The organism is Streptomyces sp. NRRL S-31 (assembly GCF_000718775.1).
In the GTDB taxonomy this organism is placed as follows: Bacteria; Actinomycetota; Actinomycetes; order Streptomycetales; family Streptomycetaceae; genus Streptomyces.
In genome coordinates this window covers 12,453-32,744 of record NZ_JOCB01000019.1, presented here as the reverse complement: position 1 = coordinate 32,744, position 20,292 = coordinate 12,453, and the positions used below count along the sequence as shown (strand labels likewise).

Annotated in this window: 17 protein-coding genes; 14 read left to right on the top strand and 3 right to left on the bottom strand. The window is 72.0% G+C overall.

Going from position 1 to position 20,292, the window contains the following annotated elements:
• Positions 1–213 precede the first annotated feature (213 nt).
• From IF37_RS0110505 to IF37_RS0110455, 11 genes are all read left to right on the top strand, one after another.
• Positions 214–2,070 (top strand): BTAD domain-containing putative transcriptional regulator, encoded by a 1,857-nt coding sequence (locus tag IF37_RS0110505; RefSeq protein ID WP_052845077.1) that lies wholly within the window; start codon positions 214–216, stop codon positions 2,068–2,070.
• A 240-nt stretch (positions 2,071–2,310) separates the two neighbouring features.
• A complete protein-coding gene (gene aroB, locus IF37_RS0110500) occupies positions 2,311–3,513 on the top strand; it encodes a 3-dehydroquinate synthase (protein ID WP_253915723.1) in 1,203 nt (400 codons plus the stop codon).
• Positions 3,506–4,402 (top strand): carbohydrate kinase family protein, encoded by an 897-nt coding sequence (locus IF37_RS0110495; protein WP_030739658.1) that lies wholly within the window; start codon positions 3,506–3,508, stop codon positions 4,400–4,402. Before aroB ends, IF37_RS0110495 begins: the two co-directional genes overlap by 8 nt.
• Complete coding sequence (locus IF37_RS0110490) at positions 4,389–5,471, top strand: BadF/BadG/BcrA/BcrD ATPase family protein (protein ID WP_030739655.1); 1,083 nt, start codon at positions 4,389–4,391, stop codon at positions 5,469–5,471. Before IF37_RS0110495 ends, IF37_RS0110490 begins: the two co-directional genes overlap by 14 nt.
• Entirely contained in the window at positions 5,468–6,433 is a 966-nt protein-coding gene (locus IF37_RS0110485) for a sugar phosphate isomerase/epimerase (protein ID WP_030739653.1), read from the top strand. Before IF37_RS0110490 ends, IF37_RS0110485 begins: the two co-directional genes overlap by 4 nt.
• The gene (locus IF37_RS0110480; RefSeq protein WP_030739651.1) at positions 6,427–7,584 is read left to right on the top strand and encodes a sugar phosphate nucleotidyltransferase; all 1,158 of its coding nucleotides are present in this window, start codon (positions 6,427–6,429) and stop codon (positions 7,582–7,584) included. Before IF37_RS0110485 ends, IF37_RS0110480 begins: the two co-directional genes overlap by 7 nt.
• A gap of 82 nt (positions 7,585–7,666) precedes the next feature.
• Positions 7,667–8,608 (top strand): sugar nucleotide-binding protein, encoded by a 942-nt coding sequence (locus tag IF37_RS0110475; protein ID WP_030739649.1) that lies wholly within the window; start codon positions 7,667–7,669, stop codon positions 8,606–8,608.
• 20 nt (positions 8,609–8,628) lie between these two features.
• Positions 8,629–10,077 (top strand): trehalose-6-phosphate synthase, encoded by a 1,449-nt coding sequence (locus IF37_RS0110470; RefSeq protein ID WP_030739647.1) that lies wholly within the window; start codon positions 8,629–8,631, stop codon positions 10,075–10,077.
• Positions 10,064–11,371, top strand: coding sequence for an aspartate aminotransferase family protein (locus IF37_RS0110465; RefSeq protein ID WP_052845076.1), 1,308 nt, complete (start codon positions 10,064–10,066; stop codon positions 11,369–11,371). The genes IF37_RS0110470 and IF37_RS0110465 overlap by 14 nt, the downstream gene beginning before the upstream one ends.
• Before the next feature lie 76 nt (positions 11,372–11,447).
• On the top strand, positions 11,448–12,458 hold the full coding sequence (locus IF37_RS0110460) for a medium chain dehydrogenase/reductase family protein (RefSeq protein WP_253915722.1): 1,011 nt from the start codon (positions 11,448–11,450) through the stop codon (positions 12,456–12,458).
• A 429-nt stretch (positions 12,459–12,887) separates the two neighbouring features.
• A complete protein-coding gene (locus tag IF37_RS0110455) occupies positions 12,888–13,898 on the top strand; it encodes an aldo/keto reductase (protein ID WP_030739641.1) in 1,011 nt (336 codons plus the stop codon).
• 803 nt (positions 13,899–14,701) lie between these two features.
• Here the strand turns inward: IF37_RS0110455 and IF37_RS0110445 are convergent.
• Both IF37_RS0110445 and IF37_RS44435 read right to left on the bottom strand, forming a co-directional pair.
• Positions 14,702–16,012, bottom strand: coding sequence for an SUKH-4 family immunity protein (locus IF37_RS0110445; RefSeq protein ID WP_030739639.1), 1,311 nt, complete (start codon positions 16,010–16,012; stop codon positions 14,702–14,704).
• A gap of 110 nt (positions 16,013–16,122) precedes the next feature.
• Complete coding sequence (locus tag IF37_RS44435) at positions 16,123–16,269, bottom strand: hypothetical protein (RefSeq protein ID WP_158727320.1); 147 nt, start codon at positions 16,267–16,269, stop codon at positions 16,123–16,125.
• Between the two features lie 182 nt (positions 16,270–16,451).
• On the opposite strand from IF37_RS44435, the gene IF37_RS0110435 reads away from it, so the two are divergent.
• From IF37_RS0110435 to IF37_RS44430, 3 genes are all read left to right on the top strand, one after another.
• A complete protein-coding gene (locus IF37_RS0110435) occupies positions 16,452–17,597 on the top strand; it encodes a hypothetical protein (RefSeq protein WP_079165651.1) in 1,146 nt (381 codons plus the stop codon).
• 88 nt (positions 17,598–17,685) lie between these two features.
• Positions 17,686–18,204, top strand: coding sequence for a hypothetical protein (locus IF37_RS40770; protein ID WP_052845075.1), 519 nt, complete (start codon positions 17,686–17,688; stop codon positions 18,202–18,204).
• Between the two features lie 420 nt (positions 18,205–18,624).
• The gene (locus IF37_RS44430; protein ID WP_158727319.1) at positions 18,625–18,768 is read left to right on the top strand and encodes a hypothetical protein; all 144 of its coding nucleotides are present in this window, start codon (positions 18,625–18,627) and stop codon (positions 18,766–18,768) included.
• Between the two features lie 429 nt (positions 18,769–19,197).
• Here IF37_RS44430 and IF37_RS0110415 read toward each other — a convergent pair whose 3' ends face one another.
• On the bottom strand, positions 19,198–20,184 hold the full coding sequence (locus IF37_RS0110415) for an alpha/beta fold hydrolase (RefSeq protein WP_030739631.1): 987 nt from the start codon (positions 20,182–20,184) through the stop codon (positions 19,198–19,200).
• Positions 20,185–20,292 lie beyond the last annotated feature (108 nt).

The following is a 20,292-nucleotide window of genomic DNA, read 5'->3' as shown; positions in this document are numbered from 1 at the left end:
ACGAGATCGGTTCCGGCCATTTGCTGATGGGTTTGCGCCTGAATAGTGTTCCCGACGCATTTCGGCCTGCCGACGGAAGCATCCTCCGCCAAGCGCGTCACGTGCTGCCTCGCGCCGCGCATGACCGTGCATTGTTCCAGGGCACCGACCGGATGGTCCGCGTATTTTCACCGGCGCGGGGACATCCGGCGATCACGCACAGCAGGAGGTTCGATGACGACACGAGCTGTCACCGAGGGCGGCACCGTCACGACCACGAACACCACGCAGGTGCCGCCTGTGGCAAGCCTGCGCTTTCACGTCCTCGGCCACATGAGGGTGCAGGTGGATGACGAGACGCAGTCGTTCGGCTCCCCGCAGGCCCAGGCGTTTCTCGCCGTGCTCCTCTTCCGGCCGGGGAGGGCCGGAACGCTGGCCGAACTGGTCGACGGCATCTGGGGTGACGAGCCACCGGACACCGCCGTCGCCACGGTCCGCACCCACGCCTGGAAGTGGCGCCGGTTCTTCGCATCGCACGGCGCGACCAGGGACGTACTGAGGTCCCACGGCGACGGCTACCGGCTCGCACTCTCCAAGCCGCTGACGGATGTCGACATCATCGAGGCGCTCGCCGTGCGGGCCGCGGAGGCCAAGAAGGAGGGCCGCTACGCCGAGGCGGACGCCCTGTTCCAGGAGGCCCTGGAGCGTTGGAGCGGGGATCCGCTCGCCCAGATCCCGGGCGACTTCGCGAAGCGGGAGCGAACCCGGCTCACCGAGATGTACAACGCACTCGTCGAAGAGCGCTGCGAAGTCCGGCTCGCGCTGGGCAAGGCGTCCTTCGTCGTACCCGAGCTCACGCTGCTCACCACGGCCAACCCCCTGCGCCAGCGCGGCCATCGGCTGCTGATGGAAGCGTTGCAGGCCACCGGTCGGCAGGCCGAGGCACTCGCCGTCTTCGACCGCCTGCGCAGGGCGCTGGCGCAGGGACACGGTCTCGATCCGGAACCGGCGCTGACCCGGCTGCACCAGAGCATCCTGACCGGCGAGGCGTCGGAGCAGCCGGCACCCGAGGCGGCCTGGCCGGTGCCACAGCAACTTCCGTGTTCCGTGGCCGACTTCGTGGGCAAGAAACGGGAACTCGCCCTGGTGTCGGGTGCCTTGCTGCGCCGTCAGTCGGCGGCACCGACGGTCGTGGTCGTCGACGGCCCTCCCGGCTCGGGCAAGTCCACGCTCGCGGTGCACGCCGCTCACCAGGTGCGGCACGCGTTCCCGGCCGGTGTCCTGTACGCCGACCTGAGCCCGGGTGGCACCGCCGCCGATCCCGCCGTCGTACTGACCGGATTCCTGCTGTCCCTCGGGATACCCCGGTCCCATCTTCCCGACCGGACGAGTGACCTTTCCGCGCTGTTCCGCTCGATGACCGACGACCGCCAGCTGCTGATCGTCCTCGACCAGGCCCATGGCGCCGCGCAGGTGCAACCGCTGCTGCCCGGCAGTTCCCGGTGCGCCGCGCTGGTGACCAGCACCGCGCGGCTCCAGGGCCTGCCGGTCACCCGGCGGACCACCCTGCGGCCGGGCTCCTCCGGAGAGGCGCTCGACCTCCTCACGTCCGTCCTCGGACAGGACCGGGTCCGCGCCGAGTTGAGCGCGGCCGAGGCCCTGGCCCAGGCGTGCGGCCGGCTCCCGCTCATCCTGCGCACGGTGGGCGACTGGCTCGCGGGCCGGCCCCATTGGTCGCTCGAGACCCTGCTCCCCCAGGTGTGCGGCTCAGCGGGATTCCGCTTCGGACAGTGGGAGGCGGTGACCGCCTCGTTCGAACGGAGTGTCCGCCTGCTCGGCCCCGAGAGGTCGGACATCTGGAGGCGTCTGGCCCTGATGGCCGCCGAGATCACCCCGGCGTCCGTCGCGACCTCGCTGTCCCTGCCCCGTGAACGCGCCAAGATGCTGTTGGAAGGGCTCGTCGACGCCTCGCTGCTGGAGCCGGCCGGTGCCGGCAGCTACACGATCCCGGACCTGCTGCGGCAGTTCGCGCGGCACACCTCCGTCCAACGCGGGCACGCGGACACGTCGTGGCCCGGTGCCGCCGCCTGACGGCCCCGCCGCCCCATGGGCCGAAGAGTCCCCCGATAACGGCTGAAGATCGGGTGCCGTCCGCCCCCGCGTAGCCTGCCGAAGGAGCCGGGCACCGCTCCCTGACTTCCACACGACTCCCGGAGCGGTCCGGCGGACGGGCCGCTCACACCCTCATGCCCCTCACGACCCCCACCCGCCGCGCCCGCCCAGCCCCTCGGGCTCGACGTGCCGGGTCCCGTACGACGAGAAGGCAGATCCGTGACTTTCGTACCCGGAGACATCCGCATCACCGATCAGATGGAACTCGCCGTGGAACCCGGCACGTCGATCGTCGGATCGGCGAAGCGGTCCGACCACTACCCCGTCGACGTGTGCGAGGACGAGTCCGCGGCGCTTGACGTCCTCCTCGACCGCATCGGGAACCGCCGGGTCGCCCTGATCACCGATGACACCGTGGCACAACTGCACGCCTGGCGGCTGGCCGACCGGCTGCGCGGCGCCGGTGTCCGGGTGCAGCGCACCTCCTTCCCGGCCGGTGAGGGGAGCAAGAGCATCGCCACGGCGATCAGTCTGCTGGACTGGCTCGCCGAGACGGAACTCGCCCGGCGCGACGTCATCGTGGCCATGGGCGGCGGCGTCGTCATCGACACCGTGGGCTGGGTGGCCAGCGCCTATATGCGTGGCGTCCCGTACTGCAACGTGCCGACCACCCTGCTGGCGCAGGTGGACGCCTCCCTCGGCGGCAAGGTGGCCGTCGACCATCCCAGCGCCAAGAACCTCGTCGGCAGCTTCCACCAGCCGATGGCCGTCGTCTCGAACGTCGGTTACCTCGCCTCGCTCGCCCGCCGCGAGACACGTGCCGGGCTCGCGGAAGCCGTCAAGAAGGGCATCATCTCGTCACCGCCCCTGTTCGAGCTCATCGAACGGCAGCACGCGGCGATCCTGGACGTGGAACCGGAGCCGACCGCGCGGCTGGTCCGCGGCGCGAGCCTGATCAAGACCCGGCTGATCGCCCGTGACCCCTACGAGACCGAGCTGCGCCGGCCGCTGAACTTCGGGCACACCATCGGCCACGCGGTGGAGACCGTCACCGGGTACGGGCCGGTGCTCCACGGTGAGGCCGTGGGTTTCGGCATGGCCTGCGCCACCCGTATCGCGGCCCGGCGCGGCCTGCTGGACCCCGGCACCCACGAGCGCATCATCGGATTGCTGCGGCGCGTGGGGCTGCCCGTCGAGCTCGACGACCTGGCGGCCGTCCCGGACCCCGCCACCATCGTCTCGGCCCTCTCCCAGATCCGTAAGATCCGCGATGGCCACCTTTACTTCGTCCTGCCTGTCGCACTAGGGGAGACCCTGATCACCGACGACGTCTCCGACGAGGAGATCCGCGCATCGCTCACCGGCACCCGGGAGAGCGCGGCCGGAAGCGGCGAGGGCGCACGGAGGAAGACACGTGTCTGACATCGACGTCCTGGTGGTCGGAGGTGTCGGAGTCGACACCATCGTCAACGTGCCCCACCTGCCGCTGCCCGAGTCCGACACCGTCAAGGTACCGCCCATGCACGAGTACGTCGCCCACACCGGCAACGGGGTCGCCATGGGACTGCACCGCCTCGGACTGGGTGTCCACCTCGTCGACACCATCGGCGACGACAGCCGGGGCCGTATGATCCGCGACCACTACCGGCAGGCGGGGCTCCCCTTCGACCACCGCGTCCACCCGGCCGGCACCCGGCGCAGTGTCAACCTCGTGGATCCCGGCGGACGCCGGCTGTCGCTGTACGACGGCAGGCAGCCCGCCGGCGACGCGCCGCCGTCCGACCTGTGGCTGACCCCCATGGGCCGGGCCCGGCACGTACACGCCTCGCTGGTCGACTGGAGCCGGCACGCGCTGGCCGACGCGGTCGCCGCCGGGCTGACCACCTCCACGGACCTGCACAGCTGGGACGGCCGGGACCCGTACCGGCAGGACTTCGCTTTCGGAGCCGACCTGGTGTTCATGTCCGCCAGCGATCTCGGCGACCGGCGGGAAGCCGTCACCGCACACGTGTTTGAGCACGGCCGGGCCCGCGCCGTGGTCGTCATGGACGGCGGCAACGGAAGCTTCGTCGCGGTCCGGGGCGAGCCGTCGAGGCACTTCCCCGCCGTGGAGGTGCCGCCCGAGCGCGTCATCGACACCAACGGCGCCGGCGACAGCTACGTGGCGGCGTTCCTGTGGGCGTGGCTCCGCGACCGGGCCTGGGACGAGTGCGCGGCGGCCGGTTCCCTGGGCGGCGCGCACGCCGTTCAGACCCCGGGCACCCACACGTCGTTCATCGGCGAGAAGGAGCTGACCGGTGCGCTCGACTGACGGCACATCCGTCACGACGACGCCCGCGGAGCCGTCCGGGCCGGGCGGCGCCCGCGCCGGGACGCGTCTGTGGGCCGTGGACGCCGGCGGCAGCCGCACCCGGCTGCTGTTCGACGACGGCACCCGCTGGGAGGGCGGCACCGCCAACCCGGCCTCGGTGGACACCGAGACGGCGGACGGCGCCCTCGCCGAGCTGCTCGGACGAGCCGCCCGCCATCTGGGCGGAGCACCCGCGAACGGCTGGATCGCCACCGCGTCGTTCGCCGACGGCGACACCGCTCAGCAGGCCGCGCGAGTTGCCGCCGTCGCCGCGCGGGCCGGTCTCACCGGCACCGTCGTCGTCTCCCGGGACACCGCGCCCCCGCTGTACGCGCCCCCGCTGCGAGGCCGTGGTCTGGTGGTGGTCTGCGGTACCGGATCGGCGGTGGTGGCGAGCAACGGGCACCCCGGCTCCCACGCGTCGGTGGGCGGCTGCGAATACCTGGGCAGCGACGAGGGCAGCGGCTTCGCGCTCGGCCTCGCCGGACTGCGCGCCGCCGTCCGGGCGTCGGACGGGCGCGGTACACCCACCGGGCTGGGGGCACGTCTGTGCGCCCAAGCGGCCGACCCGGCCACCGATCGCGCCCGGGGCGGCGGTGACGAGGACGTCCGGACGCTGGCCAGAAGACTCGCCGCCGACCCCTTCCCCAAGCGAGCCGTCGCCGCACTCGCCCCTGCGGTGTGCCGTGGCTGGCTCGACGGCGACCAGGCGGCGGCGCGCATCGTCGAGACGGCGCTGGACGACCTCACCGACGCGGCGCGGGCCGGACGGGACGGAGCCGGCCTCACCGGCACCTGGCGGGCCGTGCTGGTCGGCGGGGTGTTCCTCGGCTGTCCGCCCTTCGCCGAGGCGCTCACCTCCCGCCTGGCGGCGCTGGGCATGACCGGTCGGCCGGTCGTGCCCGAGGATTCCGCCGCCGTGGTGCTGGAAGCACTCGCAGGGTGGCGGCAGGCCGGCGCCCCGCCCGGCCCCGGCGGCGGCCATGCCGTCGAGTTGCCCGCCCGGGTGCCCGCGGGAGGCGTCTCATGACCTCCTCGGGCGAGGGCATCACGCTCGGCCTGTGCCTGGCCGCCCTGGCCCCGGCCGGGCTGGAAGCCGCGCTGGCCACGGCCGCCCGGCACGGTGTGCGGGTGGTGGACCTGCCGACCGACTCCACCCTGGGGCTGGTTCCCCCGACCGGATCGCGCGGTCCGGACGACGACGGGCTGCGCGCGCTGCTCGACCGGTACGGGCTGGTCGCCGGCTGCGTCAGCAACAGCCGTGACACCCAACTGGTACTGGGCCCCCACGGTCCGCACACCGATCCCGTCCTGCGCGGCAGCGCCGAGGAGAAGCGGCGCCACGGAACGGCTGCGGCCGAGCACGCCATACGCCTGGCCGCCGCGCTCGGAGCCCCGCACGTCCGGTTGATGCTGGGCGTACCGGACCTGGGCCGCTGGTTGTCGTGGTGGGGCAGCGACGTCACCTGGCAGGACAACGTGGAGGCATGGGCCGAGGCGGCCCTGCCCCTGCTCGCCCTCGCCGCCGACCTGGGTGTCCGCGTGCTCACCGAGCCCCATCCCAAGCAGACCGCCTACGATCCCGCCAGTGCGCGAGCGCTGCTCGCCGCGGCTCCCGGCACAGGACTGTGCGTCGATCCGGCCAACCTCGCCGCGGTCGGCCACGACCCCGTGGCCGCGGTGACCGGCTGGGGGCCGGCGCTGGCCGCCGTCCATGCCAAGGACCTCCAGGTCTGGCGGCGGTCCGGTGAACCCAGGGGAGCGGGCTGGTCGAGGTACGGCCCGGGACCGGCCATCCGCTTCCGCGCCCTGGGGACGGGCGACCTGCCCTGGGCGGCGATCGTCAGCACACTGCTCGACGAGGGATACCAGGGGGTGTTGTACGTGGAGCACGAGGACGCGCTGGTGCCCACCGACCAGGGTGTGGCGCTCTCCCTCACGGCCCTGCGCGGCCTGGTCCCGGCGGGCCCGGCCGGGGGCCGGACATGGTGACCCTCGACGGTGTGCGCGCGGCGCTGCTGGCGGGCGGCCTCGGCCAGCGGATGGGTCCTCTCACCGCGGACACCTGCAAACCGATGGTCCCCTACGCGGCGTCCTGCCGGCTGGTCGACTTCAGCCTGGCGAACGCCGCCGCCTCCGGGGTGGGCGAGGCGGTGCTGCTGTCCCTGCACCGCGAGACCGAGCTGGCCGCGCACGTGCTGGAGCACTGGGACGACCGTGCGGGTCTGCGCGTGCACTTCGGCGCGCACGAGAGCCTGATCCGCGAACGAGGCCTGCCGGAGGCCGGGGAACTCCTCCCGGCCCGGCCTCCGGAGCGCGGCACCGCGGACGCGCTCCTCGCCAACGCGCCGTACCTGTTCGCGCCGGGGGCCACGGACATCCTGGTGCTGCACGCGGACCACGTCTACCGCATGGACTACGGCCCGATGCTGGAGGCCCACCGCCGATCCGGTGCCGACTGCACCATCGGCGTCCAGGCGATCGACCGGCGCTGGGTCCGGCTGTTCGGCATGGTCGAGGTGGACGACCGGCTGCGCGTGCGGTCCCTGATCGAGAAACCCGAAGTGCCCACTTCCGACCTGGTGTTCACGGCGTTCTGCCTCTTCCGGGCCGACGCGCTGAGGGAAGTGCTGGCCGGCCTGGCCGCCACCGGCCCCGACGGCTGGCAGCACGACATCAGCCGTGATGTCCTGCCGGCGATGATCGCCGGCGGCCGAGACGTGCGGGCCTTCCCGGCCGAGTCGTACTGGGCCGACATCGGCACGGTGGAGCGCTACCACCAGCAGCAATTGCGGCTGCTGGCACCACCGAGACCTTTCGCCGCCGAGGACCTGCCGCTCACGCTCGCGTCGGCCCCGCCACGCTTCGAGCCCCGCCTGGGGCTGCTCGGCGGCCCCACGGCGGCCGGCGGCGGAGCCGGCCCGGCCGATGTCGTGGTCGAGGACGGTGCCGTCGTCACCGACAGCGTCCTGCATCCCGGCTCCCGCGTGGCCGCGGGGGCGACGGTCGAGCGCTCGGTCGTGCTGCCGGGAGCCGTTGTGGGGCCGGGCGTACGGGCCGCCGGCACCCTCGTCCTCGGCGGCGAACACCTCGGCCACGACCGGGAGGGTCTGGCCGGTCTCCGTGCCGTCGGGTCCGGCTGACGGACAGCCCGACGGCCGGGCGCCCTACGCGGGCGGGCCGTCGGGGCTCTCGGCCCCGGGTCACTCACATGAGAGGAAGAACATGCTCGGAGCGGCCTCACCCCCCGGCCCGCACCGCCCGCAGGAGGTCCCCGTCGTCCCGGAAAAGGTACTGGTCTTCGGAGCGGGTTACCTCGCCGGACACATCGCCGCGCGGCTGCACGCCCTGGGGGGCCAGGTGGCCGTCAGCTCCCGTCGGCCGCCGCTGACCGCCGAAAGCCGCCGCGCAGGCTGGCACCAGGTCGACGTCGAGTCGCCCCGGGACGTGGCGGCGCTGGTCGGACGCGTCGCTCCCGACGCCGTCGTGGTCGTCCACGGTCCCTCCGACATCACCTGGTGCGAGGCACATCACGAGGAGGCGCTGACCGCCCACCGCGGCGGGGCGCGCAACATCGCGGCGGCGCTGGACGGACGGCCGGTTCTGCTGATCTCCACCGACAACGTCTTCACCGGACACGCCGAGAGCCACGGGGAGTCCGACGTTCCGCGGCCGGCCAACGCCTACGGCCGCGCCAAGCTCGCCGCCGAGCAGGAACTGCTGGCGACCCCGGCCGCCCTGGTCCTGCGGGTCAGCCTCGTCTACGGCTCGGGTGACACCGGAGCCCGCCCCAACTTCCTCACCAGCAGCATCGACGCGCTGCGCCGCGGCGAGCCGCTGCTCGTGCCCGACGACCACTGGAACACCCCCGTACTGGTGGACGATGTCGCGCGCTGGACGGTGTCACTGCTGGGCGCGGGACGTACGGGGCTCCTGCACCTCGGCGGGCCCCGCCGTATCGGCCGGGCGGACTGGGCCCGGCACATCGCTCAGGCGCTGGGCGCCGACCCCGCCCTGGTGAGACCCGCGCCCCGCGTCGACACCGGCTACGCCTGCCGGCCCCGCAACGCGTGCCTGCACAGCGAACTCGCGAACCGGCTGCCCGAACTCCTCCCTCACCCGCCCGCCGACGTCCTCGACTCCACCGATGCGCTGATATCGGCCTGACGGCCCGAAAGGCAGAGCCCATGACCGCAAGCGACGTCTTCCTCGCCAGCAAGCGCGCGGCCCTCTCCTACGACACCGACCCCGCCACCGGGGAGCCGAGGGCCTGGCTCGCCCCCGGTGGCACCGGCAACGTGGTGGCCGAACAGGCGGGCGTGCTCAACGTCTCCTGGATCGCCAGTGCCGACTCCGCCGACGACCGGCGTGCGGCACAGGCCAACCCCCGCGGCGTCACCATGCGGCTGCACTCCGGCCGCGAAATCCGGGTCCGGCTCATCCAGCACGACGAGCGGGTGTTCCGCAACGTACAGAACCATGTCACCGCGGATCTGCTGTGGGCGGCGAACAACTACGGGTGGGACCGCTGGAATCAGCCCTCGTTCGACCACGGCACACGTGAAGCCTGGGCGGATTTCGACCACTTCACCCGTGACTTCGCCGACGAGATACTCAAGAGTTCGGCGGCCTCCGCCGACCCGGTGTTCCTCGTGCACGACTACCAACTGGTCAAGGTGCCCGCGCTGCTGCGCGAACACCGGCCGGACGCGCCCATCCTGCTCTTCGTCCACATCCCGTGGCCCTCCCCGGACTACTGGCGGGTGCTGCCCGAGGAGGCGCGCACCGGCATCGTCCGCGCCATGCTCCCGGCCACCACCATCGGCTTCTTCGCCGACCGCTGGTGCCGGAACTTCCTCGACTGCGTGGCGGACCTGATACCCGGCGCCGTCGTCGATCGCGAGGCGATGACCGTCGAGCTGGACGGCCACCGCACCCGGCTCCGAACCATGCCGCTCGGCTACAGCCCGCTCACCCTGGAGGGCCGGCAGCCGGAACTCCCCGAAGGCGTCGCGGAATGGGCGGAAGGCCACCGGTTGATCGTGCACAGCGGCCGGACCGACCCCATCAAGAACGCCGAGCGCGCGGTCAGGGCCTTCGTCCTCGCCGCGCGGTCGAGCGACCTCACCGGGGTACGGATGCTCGTCCGGATGAACCCCAACCGGTTGTACGTGCCGGCGAACGCGGAGTACGTGCGCCGCGTCGAGACCGCCGTCACCGAGGCCAACGACGAACTCGGCCCGGACACCGTACGCATGCACACCGACAACGACGTGAACCACACCATCGCCTGCTTCCGCCGCGCGGACCTGCTGATGTTCAACTCCACCGTCGACGGCCAGAACCTCAGCACGTTCGAGGCCCCCCTGGTCAACGAGCGGGACGCCGACGTCATCCTCTCCGAGATGTGCGGTGCCGCCGAGGTCCTGGGCGATTACTGCCGCACGGTGAACCCCTTCGACCTGTCCGCCCAGGCCGACGCGATCACCGCGGCCCTCGGCCAGGACCCGGCCGAACGGGCGCGGTCCGCGGCCGACCGCAGGCGAGCCGCCGCCCCCTACACCCTGGAGTCGTGGGTGCGAGCCCAGCTCGACGGCCTCGTCGCCGACCACGGAGCACGCCATGACCACCACTGACCTGTCCGGGACGGTGTCCGCCGCGGCCTCCCGGCGGCTCCCCGCCCCGCAGGAGGCGGCACAGTTCCAGCTCGGCGAGGTGACGCTCGTCGCGGGGGAGGGCATACGCGCCTGGGACAGCGAGGGACGCGAATACCTCGACTGCGTCTCCGGCACCTTCAACCTGCTGCTGGGCCACAATCACCCCGAGGTGATGGCAGCCGTCCGGGAGCAGACCGAGCGGCTCGTCTTCGCCAGTTCCTCCTTCCAGACCGAGCCCACCAACCGGGTCATGCAGGAACTCGCCGCCATCAGCCCGCCCAACCTCACCCGGGTGAACCTGCGCAGTTCCAGCGGCTCCACCGCCAACGAGGGCGCGATCAAGATGGCCCAGCTCCACACCGGGCGCCGCGACGTCATCGTGCCCTTCCGCGCCCACCTCGGGCAGAGCATCGCCACGGCGAGCCTCAACGGCACGACGAAGATGCGCGCCCCCTTCCCCTACCGCTACCCCGGCGGCCTGCACGTGCCCGGTCCCTACTGCTTCCGCTGCTTCTACCGGCAGACACCGGACACCTGCGGCATGCTCTGCGTCGAGCGGATCGAGGACTTCATCAGGTACGCGAGCTCCGGCAGCGTCGCCTGTGTGGTGATCGAGCCGATCAGCGGCGCCGGCGGGAACATCGTTCCGCCCGCGGGCTACCTGCCGGAGTTGCGCCGCTTCTGCGACGAGCACGAGATCGTGCTCGTCTTCGACGAGATCCAGACCGGGCTCGGCCGCACGGGACGGATGTTCGCGGCCGATCACTTCGGCGTCCAGCCCCACATGATGACCCTCGCCAAGGGGCTCACCGGCAGCGGACTGCCGATGGCCGCCATCCTCACCGAGGAACGCATGGCCGACTGGGACCGCGGCCTGCACGGCTTCACCTACGGCAGCCACACCCTGGCGGCCGCCGCGGCCCTGGCCACCCTGGAGATCGTCCAGCGCCCCGGCTTTCTGGAGAACGTCAGGGCCAGCGGTGACACCCTGCTCGGCAGACTGCGCGACCTCCAGACGGACCACCCCGTCATCGGCGACGTACGAGGAGTGGGACTCATGCTCGGTGTGGAACTCGTGGAGCCGGACGGCGGTGCGGCAGTCGGACGAGCGGGCGCCTACCAGCGGGCGCTACAGGACCGCGGTGTGCTCACCCGTGTCTCGGAGCACGGGGCGGGCAGCACCATCGAGCTGCGCCCGCCCCTGGTCCTCACGCCCGCCGAGGCCCACCTGATCGCCGACCGCTTCGCCGAGGCACTGGATGCGGTCGAGTGAACGTCCGCATGCCACGGGCCGACTTCCGGCAGCCGCTTCGGCACCGCGTGCGGCGCACCGCTCCGGGGACAGCGGCATGCGGCTGACCCTGGAGGAGAGCGGGCCACGTCTGCTCGCCTCGGCTCCGTCCCGCCCCGTCGGGGAGTCTTCCGTCCTGGTGGACATCGAACTGGCCGGGCTGTGCCGCTCGGACCTGAAGGAGGTCGCGGGCGTCCGCCACGGACCGAGCCAGTTCGGACACGAGATCGTCGCCAGGATCGACACGTCCACCGTCCCCGGTCTCGCGGAGGGCACCAGGGTGGTGCTCGATCCGAACGTGCCGGTGGAACGCGGCACCGGGTTCGCCGAGCGCATGTGGGCCGCGGGGCGGCCGGAGCTGCTGCGGCGGGCGTTCCACGCGGTCCCGGACGGCCTGTCGGCAGAGCGCCTGGTCTTCGCGGAACCACTGGCCTGCGCGGCCCACTGCCTGAGTGTGACCGACCGCCGCGCCGGCGGCCTTGCGGGTGCCCGGGTAACCGTGCTGGGCGCGGGCACCGCCGGGCTGCTCATCGCCTCGCTCGCCCACCGCGCCGGCGCCGTGGTGGCGCTCGGCAACAGGGGGCGTGAACGCGTGGCGGAGGTGCGGCGAACCGGCGTGCTCGACGCCCCCGTCCTCCCCTTCGACCTGCTTCCCGACCGCAGCGCCGACATCGTCGTCGCGGCGACGAGCTTCCTCCTGCCCGCTGTGCTGGAGGTGGCCCTGCGCGTGCTCGCACCGGACGGCCTGCTGGTCCTCTACGGTGGTACGGCTCCCGGGGACCGCCACCCCGGTCTGGACTGCGACCTGGACGCGGTGCGCCGCTCGGAATCGGTGATGACGTGTTCCCTTGAGGGCCGGCCGGTCCGGCTGGCGGGCAGCTACGGCACCACCGAGGCGGACTTCGGGGCCGCGGTCGCCGCCCTCGCGGACCGCGCCGCGCCGCTGGCCGCCGAGGCCGCCGTCCGCGCGGAGGTCGACCTGCCCGGCTTGCTCGCGATCCTGTCGGGCTCCGTCACCCCTCCGCAGGGCAAGGTCCTCGTGCGTCCGGCGCCTCGCATGGTGCGCTGAGACCGTGTCTCACGTGGTGAGGTGGAAGAGGCGCTCGTAGCAGCAGCTGGTTGTGGCGAGTCCGGACGAGGCCAGGTAGCTGGGGGGGTCGCGCTCCTGGCGGGGGCGGGATCGCCGGGATCCGGTGAGCCGGTGCACCGTGCGGCGCTCGATGACCCATCCGCGGTGGTCCGGTCGTGCCGGGAAGCAACGTCCTTGAGGGCGTTGCCTCCCGCGATGCGCTCGCCGTGTCACGGCCGTTTGCGATCCTCGTCCGGCTCGCCCCGGACCTGGCCGCCGGTTGAATACCCGGCATCACCTGAATCCTCTTCTGAGGTTTGAAGTACTGTTTCGGGGAATCACCGGGACGCCGGCGACTGCGGCCGCCGGCGGGAAGAGGGAGGCGCCGCATTTGCGTTGGAGCGCAATCCAACTCCTAGGTTCCGAAGTATGCGATACATCAAACTCGGAACGACCGGACTGGAAGTCTCCGCCATCACCCTCGGTTGCATGAGCTTCGGCGAGCCGAACCGGGGCGGTGAGCCCTGGTCGCTGGGCGCGGACGCCGGCCGGGAGGTCATCAAGCAGGCCCTTGAGGCCGGCGTCAACTTCCTCGACACGGCCAATGGGTACAGCGCCGGAAGCAGCGAGGAGATCGTCGGTCAGGCGGTCAAGGACTTCGCCCGGCGCGAGGAGGTCGTTCTCTCCACCAAGGTCTGGATGCGCATGCGCCCCGGCCCGAACGGCGCCGGGCTGTCTCGCAAGGCGATCTTCGCCGAACTCGACGCCTCCCTGAGGCGACTGGGTACCGACTACATCGACCTGTACCAGATCCACCGCTGGGACTACGGCACTCCGATCGAGGAAACCCTTGAGGCGCTGCACGACGCGGTCAGGTCCGGGAAGGTCCGCTACATCGGCGCCTCTTCCATGTACGCCTGGCAGTTCGCCAAGGCCCTGTACCTGGCTGACCTGAACGGCTGGACGCGGTTCGTGTCGATGCAGGACCACTACAACCTCATCCACCGGGAAGCGGAGCGGGAGATGCTCCCGCTCTGCGCCGACCAGGGCATCGGCGTGATCCCGTGGAGCCCGCTGGCGCGGGGCAGGCTGACGCGGGTCCGGGACACCGCCACGGCGCGTGCCGCAACAGACCCGGGCGGCAAGATCCTCTACCGCGACGGGGACCAGGCAGTGGCCGAGCGCGTCCACGAGATCGCGGGCAAGCGGGGTCTGTCCCCGGCCCAGGTCGCCCTGGCCTGGGTCATGCGCAACCCGGTGGTGACCTCGCCCATCGTCGGGGTCACCAAGCCGGCCCAGCTGGCCGACGCGGTCGCCGGGGTGGACGTCGAACTCGACGGAGACGAGGCCGCCTACCTGGAGGAGCCCTACCAGCCGCACGAGGCCGCCTACCTGGAGGAGTCCTTCTACAAGCGGCAGCCTGTGGCGGGCTCCCGGTAGTCGGGCTACCGCCGGGCCTTCTACGAGTCCTCGGCCCCGGCCTTCACAGCCCTGTGGCCGGCCCGGCGGTGCTTGAGGGCGGTCGCGCGCAACTGCATGATCTGAGCGCTGCCCGCCCGCGCGGTGAGCACGGCGGAACACCAGGTCCGTCACGCGATCCATCCCGCCGCTGACCCCCGCCACCAGACAGCGGCCGGAGGTAATCGCCTGAACCGACGGACCAGCCACGACGCTCTCCCAACCAGCCCCGGCACACCGCGCGGAGTCACGGCGAGAGCCTGACGGCCCCTGGCCCGCCCACGACTTGTACGGGGCCGACCGGTCGCCAAGGACCTCGCCAAGCCTGTGCCAAGGGGCGTGGCAAGCGGGCCGGGGCGTCTGCCCGCCCGCCGGCATGCCCGTCGAGGGGTCTGCTGCTGCCCGCGTCTGTCACGGCCTGGCGGGGCCGGCTCCGAGCGCGCGGCGCCCGGGAGCGGAGTCCACCGGCCGCGAGTCGGCCGGCGTCCATTCCACCGAGCGGCGTCCACCAGCCGGGGGCCCGCCCCGGCCCCGCGCGCACGACGCAGGGCCGGGGCGGTCGCGGCGATCCCTGACCACCGGGAAACACGAGGGGAGAGGGACATCGTCACCCTGCCGGACTTCGAGGCCGATGTCCCGACGGGAAGCAGCGCCGGCCTGTACGGCGTACACATCTTCACCGGCCGCGCCAGCTGCCTCTCCTCGAACGGACCTTTGATCGTTTCCGCGGTGGTTTACGAGCGGAGGAGGCAGCCGGCGCCACCCGGTTGTGCGGCCGTACCGGCTCAGTAGCCGTCCACGCCCAGCTCTGTGATGCCGGCGTAAAGCCAGCTCCACACCCTGCCTGTCGCAGTGTCCGGGTCGGACAGGTCCGGGGCGAGTTCCGCCAGCTCCGTCAGGAACAGCTCCGTCACGTCTTCCTGGCCGCCTTCGACCGGGTACGGGTGCCAGCAGGCGTTGCGGTAGCGGTCGACGGCCTCCAGGGCACGGGTGAAGACGTCGAGGGCCGGGGCGAGCGGCACCAGTACCTCGTCGGCACCGCGGGTCAGGCGGCTCCGGATGTGCACCGTGCCGTCGTGACGGTGGAGGTACAGCTCGCCGTACTCGGTGGCGCCGAAGGCGATCAGGTCGGTGGCGGCCACCCCGTCGGGCAGGCACTCGTCCGGCAGGGCGTCCTGTGCCGGTGGGCGCACGGCGTCAAGCGGGTGGGTCTCGTACTGGGCGCTGTGGCACACCCACCAGGCGGGCAGACCGACGTCCCGCAGGTACCGCCTGCTGCCCGCGTGGGTGAACCCCTCGGGCAGGTCGCTCTCGGCGATGCGCACGACGTGCCGTGCACCGCCGAAGGCGTCGTCGACCCGGGCCGCGGTCAGCGGACCCGTCGGCCGTCGCACGGCGGGGGCCGGTCCTGGCGGTGGTTCCTCCGCCGACGTGGGATCGAGGCCCGCACCACGCGGCCAGTCCCGCAGCGCGTCGGCGTCCGTTTCCACGACCGCTATGCCGTGCACACTCTCGACAAGATGCCGGGTTCGGCCGCCGTCCGTCGCGAAGGCCACGGCGCCCTCCCACTCCTCCGGCAGGAACAGGTCCAGGTCGTACAGCGCGGGTGCCTCGGCGACCCCGGTCGCGATCGGCGCGTCGGCCAGTGCCGCTTCGTCCACGCCCTCCGCCCGCTGGCCGGTCGCCGCGTCGAGCCAGAGAGGGCCACGCTGGTCGGTCACCTCGACGAGTTCCCGGTCCCCGGCCATACACCGGCGCACCCGGAAGTAGTCGCCGTTCAGACTCGGGTGGACCGGGAACCAGTGGGCCGGCCGCCACCACGCCCACACCGTCCGCCACGGCATGCCGGGACCGGCCGCCGCGATCCGGTCGGCGTACGCGTCGTGACCGGTGGCCTTCGCCGCGAAGTGCAGCCAGGATGCGAACTCCGCGGGCGTCACCTCCGCGCCCCCGAAGATCGCCTCGGCTTGCAGGAAGACCTCACCCCCGACACCACGGGCCCGGTCGCCGTGGGAGAGATGGTCGCGCAGCGCCGCACGATCGGCGGTCGGCAGCCGCGCGGGATCCGCCAGTACGCCGTCAAGATCGTCAGTCATGCGGCCATGCTGCCAGCCGGCGGTGATGCGGTCGTGCTGCCCGGTGTCAAAGCGCGCATCGAGCGCGGCCGGCGGACTGGCGTGGCGGCGCTTGGACGGCCGGAGGCCCGTCACTGTGCCTGAACTGCCACGCCGACGACGTCGCACACGAGGAAGCAGCAGAAGCCGCTCGCCTCCAGGCCGTCGTGTGGCGGCCGACGGTCTGCCGTCACCCACGGCTGAGCAGCGAACTCCGAGGCGCTGATCGTTGTGGGCATGCGCTCATGGCGCCTGATCCCCGGCGGAATCCGGGCGTAGGACCGGCCTCCGTATCTGTGTAGCGTGTGTCAACTATGGGCTGATTGCGGCAAGTTGGTCGTCAAAGTGTTGACCTGCGGGTGGCCTGCTGATCGGCTGGCGGGGTTCGCGTCCAACCGCCTGGGAAGGAAGCAACGCCCGCATGACCAGAAGAACACCACTGGGGATCCTGGCCGTGATCGGCGCGGCCATCCTGATCCCGGTCACCCTGACCGGACCGGCCCACGCCGACAATCATCAACCCGCCCCCGGCCAGGAATCCGGCAAGCGGATCGTGCTCGGGAAGCCGCAGAAGATCCACAACCTGAACAGGCAGGATGTCAGTCGTGACCCCGGCCTGCGCGCCGTGAACTGCGGCGTCAACACCACGAACCACGACCGGCTGTCTTCGTGCAGCAACTGGCGTATTCCCGTGCAGTTCCTGACGAACGGCCAGCCATCGGGGTCCGCGACCTTGTACAGCAAGGCGACCGCCAAGCTGGACCCGCGCAACCGCTACGAGTGGACGCAGAAGGTCGCCCTGCGACTGACGAACCCGTCCCGGCCCGAGGCATGGGCGGTGTCCGGAACGATCGAGCTGGCCACCAGCCACGCCACCGCCACCCCGGTCGGCGCGGCCACCCAGGTGTTGTTCCCGTACACGACGCACACGTTCACGTTCCGGATGTCGTCACCTGGGCGGGACCTGGTCAGCGACAGCATCGTCCCCTACGGCAGGTTCAAGGCGCCGGGGTTCGACGACGGATCGGCCTACTTGGGCGACGTGTTCAGGCCGCGCTGCGACAACACCCGCCGGATCACCGATGCCCGTTACGGCGGCTGCGTCTATCCGGACGTTCCGGCGATCTGGCAGCTGGACGTCACCGACCCCGACGTGGACGCGGTGGCCTGGCACGTCGACTGGGCGCAGCGCCACCTCAAGCATCCGTGGGGTGTGCCCAAGGCGGGATGGAATCTGCACCGGACGTTCAACCAGACGTTGCAGCGGGACAATCGGCGTACGGCATGCGGTCGTGACGTGCCACGCCCGCCGGGCCGACCTGACCTGACCTGTGACGAGTTCCCCTTCGCGCAGACCTACGAAGGCGCGTCCAGGAACAGCGACTACTCCTGCCACTTCCTGGACCGGGACGACAACAGCAAGGAGGGGTCGCTGCGCAAGGCGTTCCTCAATGGGATGCGCACCCTGGAGAATGACGCCTTCCAGGTACAGGTGATCAACAAGCCGTCCGCAACGGCGGTGGCTCCTCCGGCTCTGCGCGGGCCGGTCGGCTGCGGCAGCGACTGACCCCCGGCACCACGAGAGGAACACGCGGCCTGTCACTCCGTCATCCGGAGTGACAGGCCCGCGATCGTATGGCGAAAGGACTATGCGTATGACCAGTGGCATCCTGCGGCAGGAGTGCGGCCACGTGCACGTGGACGCCACCACCGTCGACCTCGTCGGCGAGGCCGGCACCACCGAGTTCGAACCCGACCGGTGGATCGGCGGACTGGTCGCCGCCGACCCCGACGGCGACGGTGCCCGCATCCTGACCGGACAAGAGATCGGCCTGGTCCACGTCGCCGTCGAGCTGTGGAGCACCATCCCCCCGCTGGGCGACACCGACGACTGGCAGGACATCGCCGAGGTGCCCGTCATGTGGCGATCGACGATGATCGACTTCGGCACGGCCGGCGACAGCGACGACCTGGCGCAACAGCTGGCGATCCCCACCCCCGGCGACTACCGGCTACGCGTGTACGGGCGGCACCGTGACGACGGCGACCCACGAGAAGAAGACGAACCGGCCGAGGAGTACCTGATCCAGCTGTGGACCGAACCCCGAGGCGACGCCCTCGTGGTCAAGCAGACCAGCACGACCGCCCACTACTGGAGCAGCCGGGAGGAGTAGGTGGCGCAGGGGCAGGCCGCCGTAGGTGACGGAGCGGTCGAAGAAGTTCCGCCGGGAGCGGCGTGCGTGGGGCCGGGGCCGACGGGCCGCATGGCGGCTGGAGCGGGCCGAGCGTGAGCGGCACCGGGCCCCGGCTGCCGCCCGGCACGACACCAGGCCGAGCGCCGACGGCGGGGGGAAACCGAGGAGAGCCCCTGCGAGGCGTAGCACCCCTTCCACCAGAGCCCGCCGCTGACCGGTTGAGGCAACGGCGCTCAGGAAACTGAACGCCGTATTACCGAGGAGGCCGAGGCCGAGGCCCGGCGGGCGTACAAGGCCCGGCAGGGCCGCCCCTGGCTCCGGCACCACCCGACCGTCGCGGACGCCGTCGCCGCCGCGACGAAGGCCGCCGACACCGCCCGGGAGCGTACCGGGCGGTGCTTGCCGGCGGCGCGGCTGGAGCGGCTGCGCGAGCAGGTCGTCGCCCGCACCGAGCAGACCGGGTCCGCGCCGTGGACGGACCGGCTGCCCGAGCTCGCCGCGTGCCCGCCGGACGGCGACACGGCCGGGACGGTGATTGCATGACCGGGCTGAACGGCGTCGACCTCGCACGCCAAAACCTGGTCGCGGCCAGGGAGGCGGCGAAGAAGAACGGCGGCGCCCCGCACATCCTGCACCCGCGTCCATGAAGGCCGGTCCCCTCGCCACTGTCGGGAGGAGCGATGCGGCGAATACAGGCGCTCTGCGAGTCCGAGTTCCGTCGGCGCCCTGGACCAGGCGGAGAAGCTACCTCCGCGGGCGCGGGGACGACGGCACACCGAACGCGAGCCACCCCCGCGGGCGCGGGGGTTGTCTTCGGGCCCGCAGGGCGCGGATGATCCCGGTGGAGCTGTCGGCGCAGCACCGCACGTGCGTGGAGCTGTCACCGCGGCGGGATGGGTTCCGGAGGAGCGCCGGTCCTCGGTTTGGTCCATCCGAAACGTACCGCCCGGCTGTCCAGGTGGCCCGCCTGGTTCAGTCGTGGATGGTGGCGAGCCAGTCGGTCAGCAGGCTGTTGACCTCGTCGGGGCGTTCCTGCTGGATCCAGTGGCCGCCGCCGTCCAGGAGGTGGGAGGCCGACAGACGGGGGAGAGTGGTGGGGTAGGCGTCGATGGCGTCGGCCATCCAGGTGGTGGAGGCGTCCAGGGCGCCGCCGATGAACAGGGATGGCTGCTTGATCGGGGCTCCGCGGTGCGGGGCGAGGTCTTCCCAGTCGCGATCCATGTTGCGATAGCGGTTGAGGGCACCGGTCAGGCCGGTGCGCTCGAACTCCCCGGCGTAGACGTCGAGGTCCTCCTCGCTCAGCCAGGCCGGGAGCGGACCGGCGGGAAAACGGTCGCGCAGCCGGCCGCCCCGGGTGACGAACTGCGGGTCGGGCTCGCCCTCGGCGGGCATGGTGTCAGCGGACAGGGCCGCGTAGAAGCCCGCGAGCCAGCTCCGGACGTCGGGCTCGATCTCCGCCTCGGCACGGCCGGGCTCCTGGAAGTAGGAGACGTAGAACTCCTGCTCAGGGCCGCCCATCTGGCCGAAGATGTCGCTGGGGCGGGGGCCGCCGGGCGGCGCGTAGGGGACGCTCAGCAGGCCGACGGCGCGGACGATCTCAGGGTGGAGGAGGGCGGAGGCGGCGGCGATGTTGGAGCCCCAGTCGTGGCCGATGATCACCGCGCTCTCCTCGCCGAGGGCGCGCACGACGGCGACGTTGTCCTCCACCAGGTCGAGCATTCGGTAGGCGTCGGTCGCGGCGGGCTTGGAGGAGCGGCCGTAGCCGCGTACGTCGATCGCCACTGTCCGGTACCCGGCCGCGGCGAGGGCCGGGAGCTGGCGGCGCCAGGAGTACCAGGACTCGGGGAAGCCGTGCACGAGGAGGACCAGCGGACCGGTGCCCTGCTCGACCAGGTGCAGGCGTCCGGCCGGGGCCTCGACGGTTCGGTGGCGGAGCGCGGTGGTCGGATCGGATCGCATGGGCTTCTCCTCGGTTCGTGGGCGGACGCGGCTGTCCATCGATCATGCGGCGTGGCGCCCGCCCGACGCGATCAGCCTTGCCACCCTGGCAAACTCGCAGGACGGACG

Excerpts from the sequence above, each read along its gene's own strand:
- IF37_RS0110505 (WP_052845077.1), top strand. The coding sequence starts at position 214 with ATGACGACACGAGCTGTCACCGAGGGCGGCACCGTCACGACCACGAAC.
- IF37_RS0110485 (WP_030739653.1), top strand. The coding sequence starts at position 5,468 with ATGACCTCCTCGGGCGAGGGCATCACGCTCGGCCTGTGCCTGGCCGCC.
- IF37_RS0110480 (WP_030739651.1), top strand. The coding sequence starts at position 6,427 with ATGGTGACCCTCGACGGTGTGCGCGCGGCGCTGCTGGCGGGCGGCCTC.
- IF37_RS0110475 (WP_030739649.1), top strand. The coding sequence starts at position 7,667 with ATGCTCGGAGCGGCCTCACCCCCCGGCCCGCACCGCCCGCAGGAGGTC.
- IF37_RS0110470 (WP_030739647.1), top strand. The coding sequence starts at position 8,629 with ATGACCGCAAGCGACGTCTTCCTCGCCAGCAAGCGCGCGGCCCTCTCC.
- IF37_RS0110465 (WP_052845076.1), top strand. The coding sequence starts at position 10,064 with ATGACCACCACTGACCTGTCCGGGACGGTGTCCGCCGCGGCCTCCCGG.
- IF37_RS0110460 (WP_253915722.1), top strand. The coding sequence starts at position 11,448 with ATGCGGCTGACCCTGGAGGAGAGCGGGCCACGTCTGCTCGCCTCGGCT.
- IF37_RS0110455 (WP_030739641.1), top strand. The coding sequence starts at position 12,888 with ATGCGATACATCAAACTCGGAACGACCGGACTGGAAGTCTCCGCCATC.
- IF37_RS0110445 (WP_030739639.1), bottom strand. The coding sequence starts at position 16,012 with ATGACTGACGATCTTGACGGCGTACTGGCGGATCCCGCGCGGCTGCCG.
- IF37_RS44435 (WP_158727320.1), bottom strand. The coding sequence starts at position 16,269 with ATGCCCACAACGATCAGCGCCTCGGAGTTCGCTGCTCAGCCGTGGGTG.
- IF37_RS0110435 (WP_079165651.1), top strand. The coding sequence starts at position 16,452 with ATGACCAGAAGAACACCACTGGGGATCCTGGCCGTGATCGGCGCGGCC.
- IF37_RS40770 (WP_052845075.1), top strand. The coding sequence starts at position 17,686 with ATGACCAGTGGCATCCTGCGGCAGGAGTGCGGCCACGTGCACGTGGAC.
- IF37_RS0110415 (WP_030739631.1), bottom strand. The coding sequence starts at position 20,184 with ATGCGATCCGATCCGACCACCGCGCTCCGCCACCGAACCGTCGAGGCC.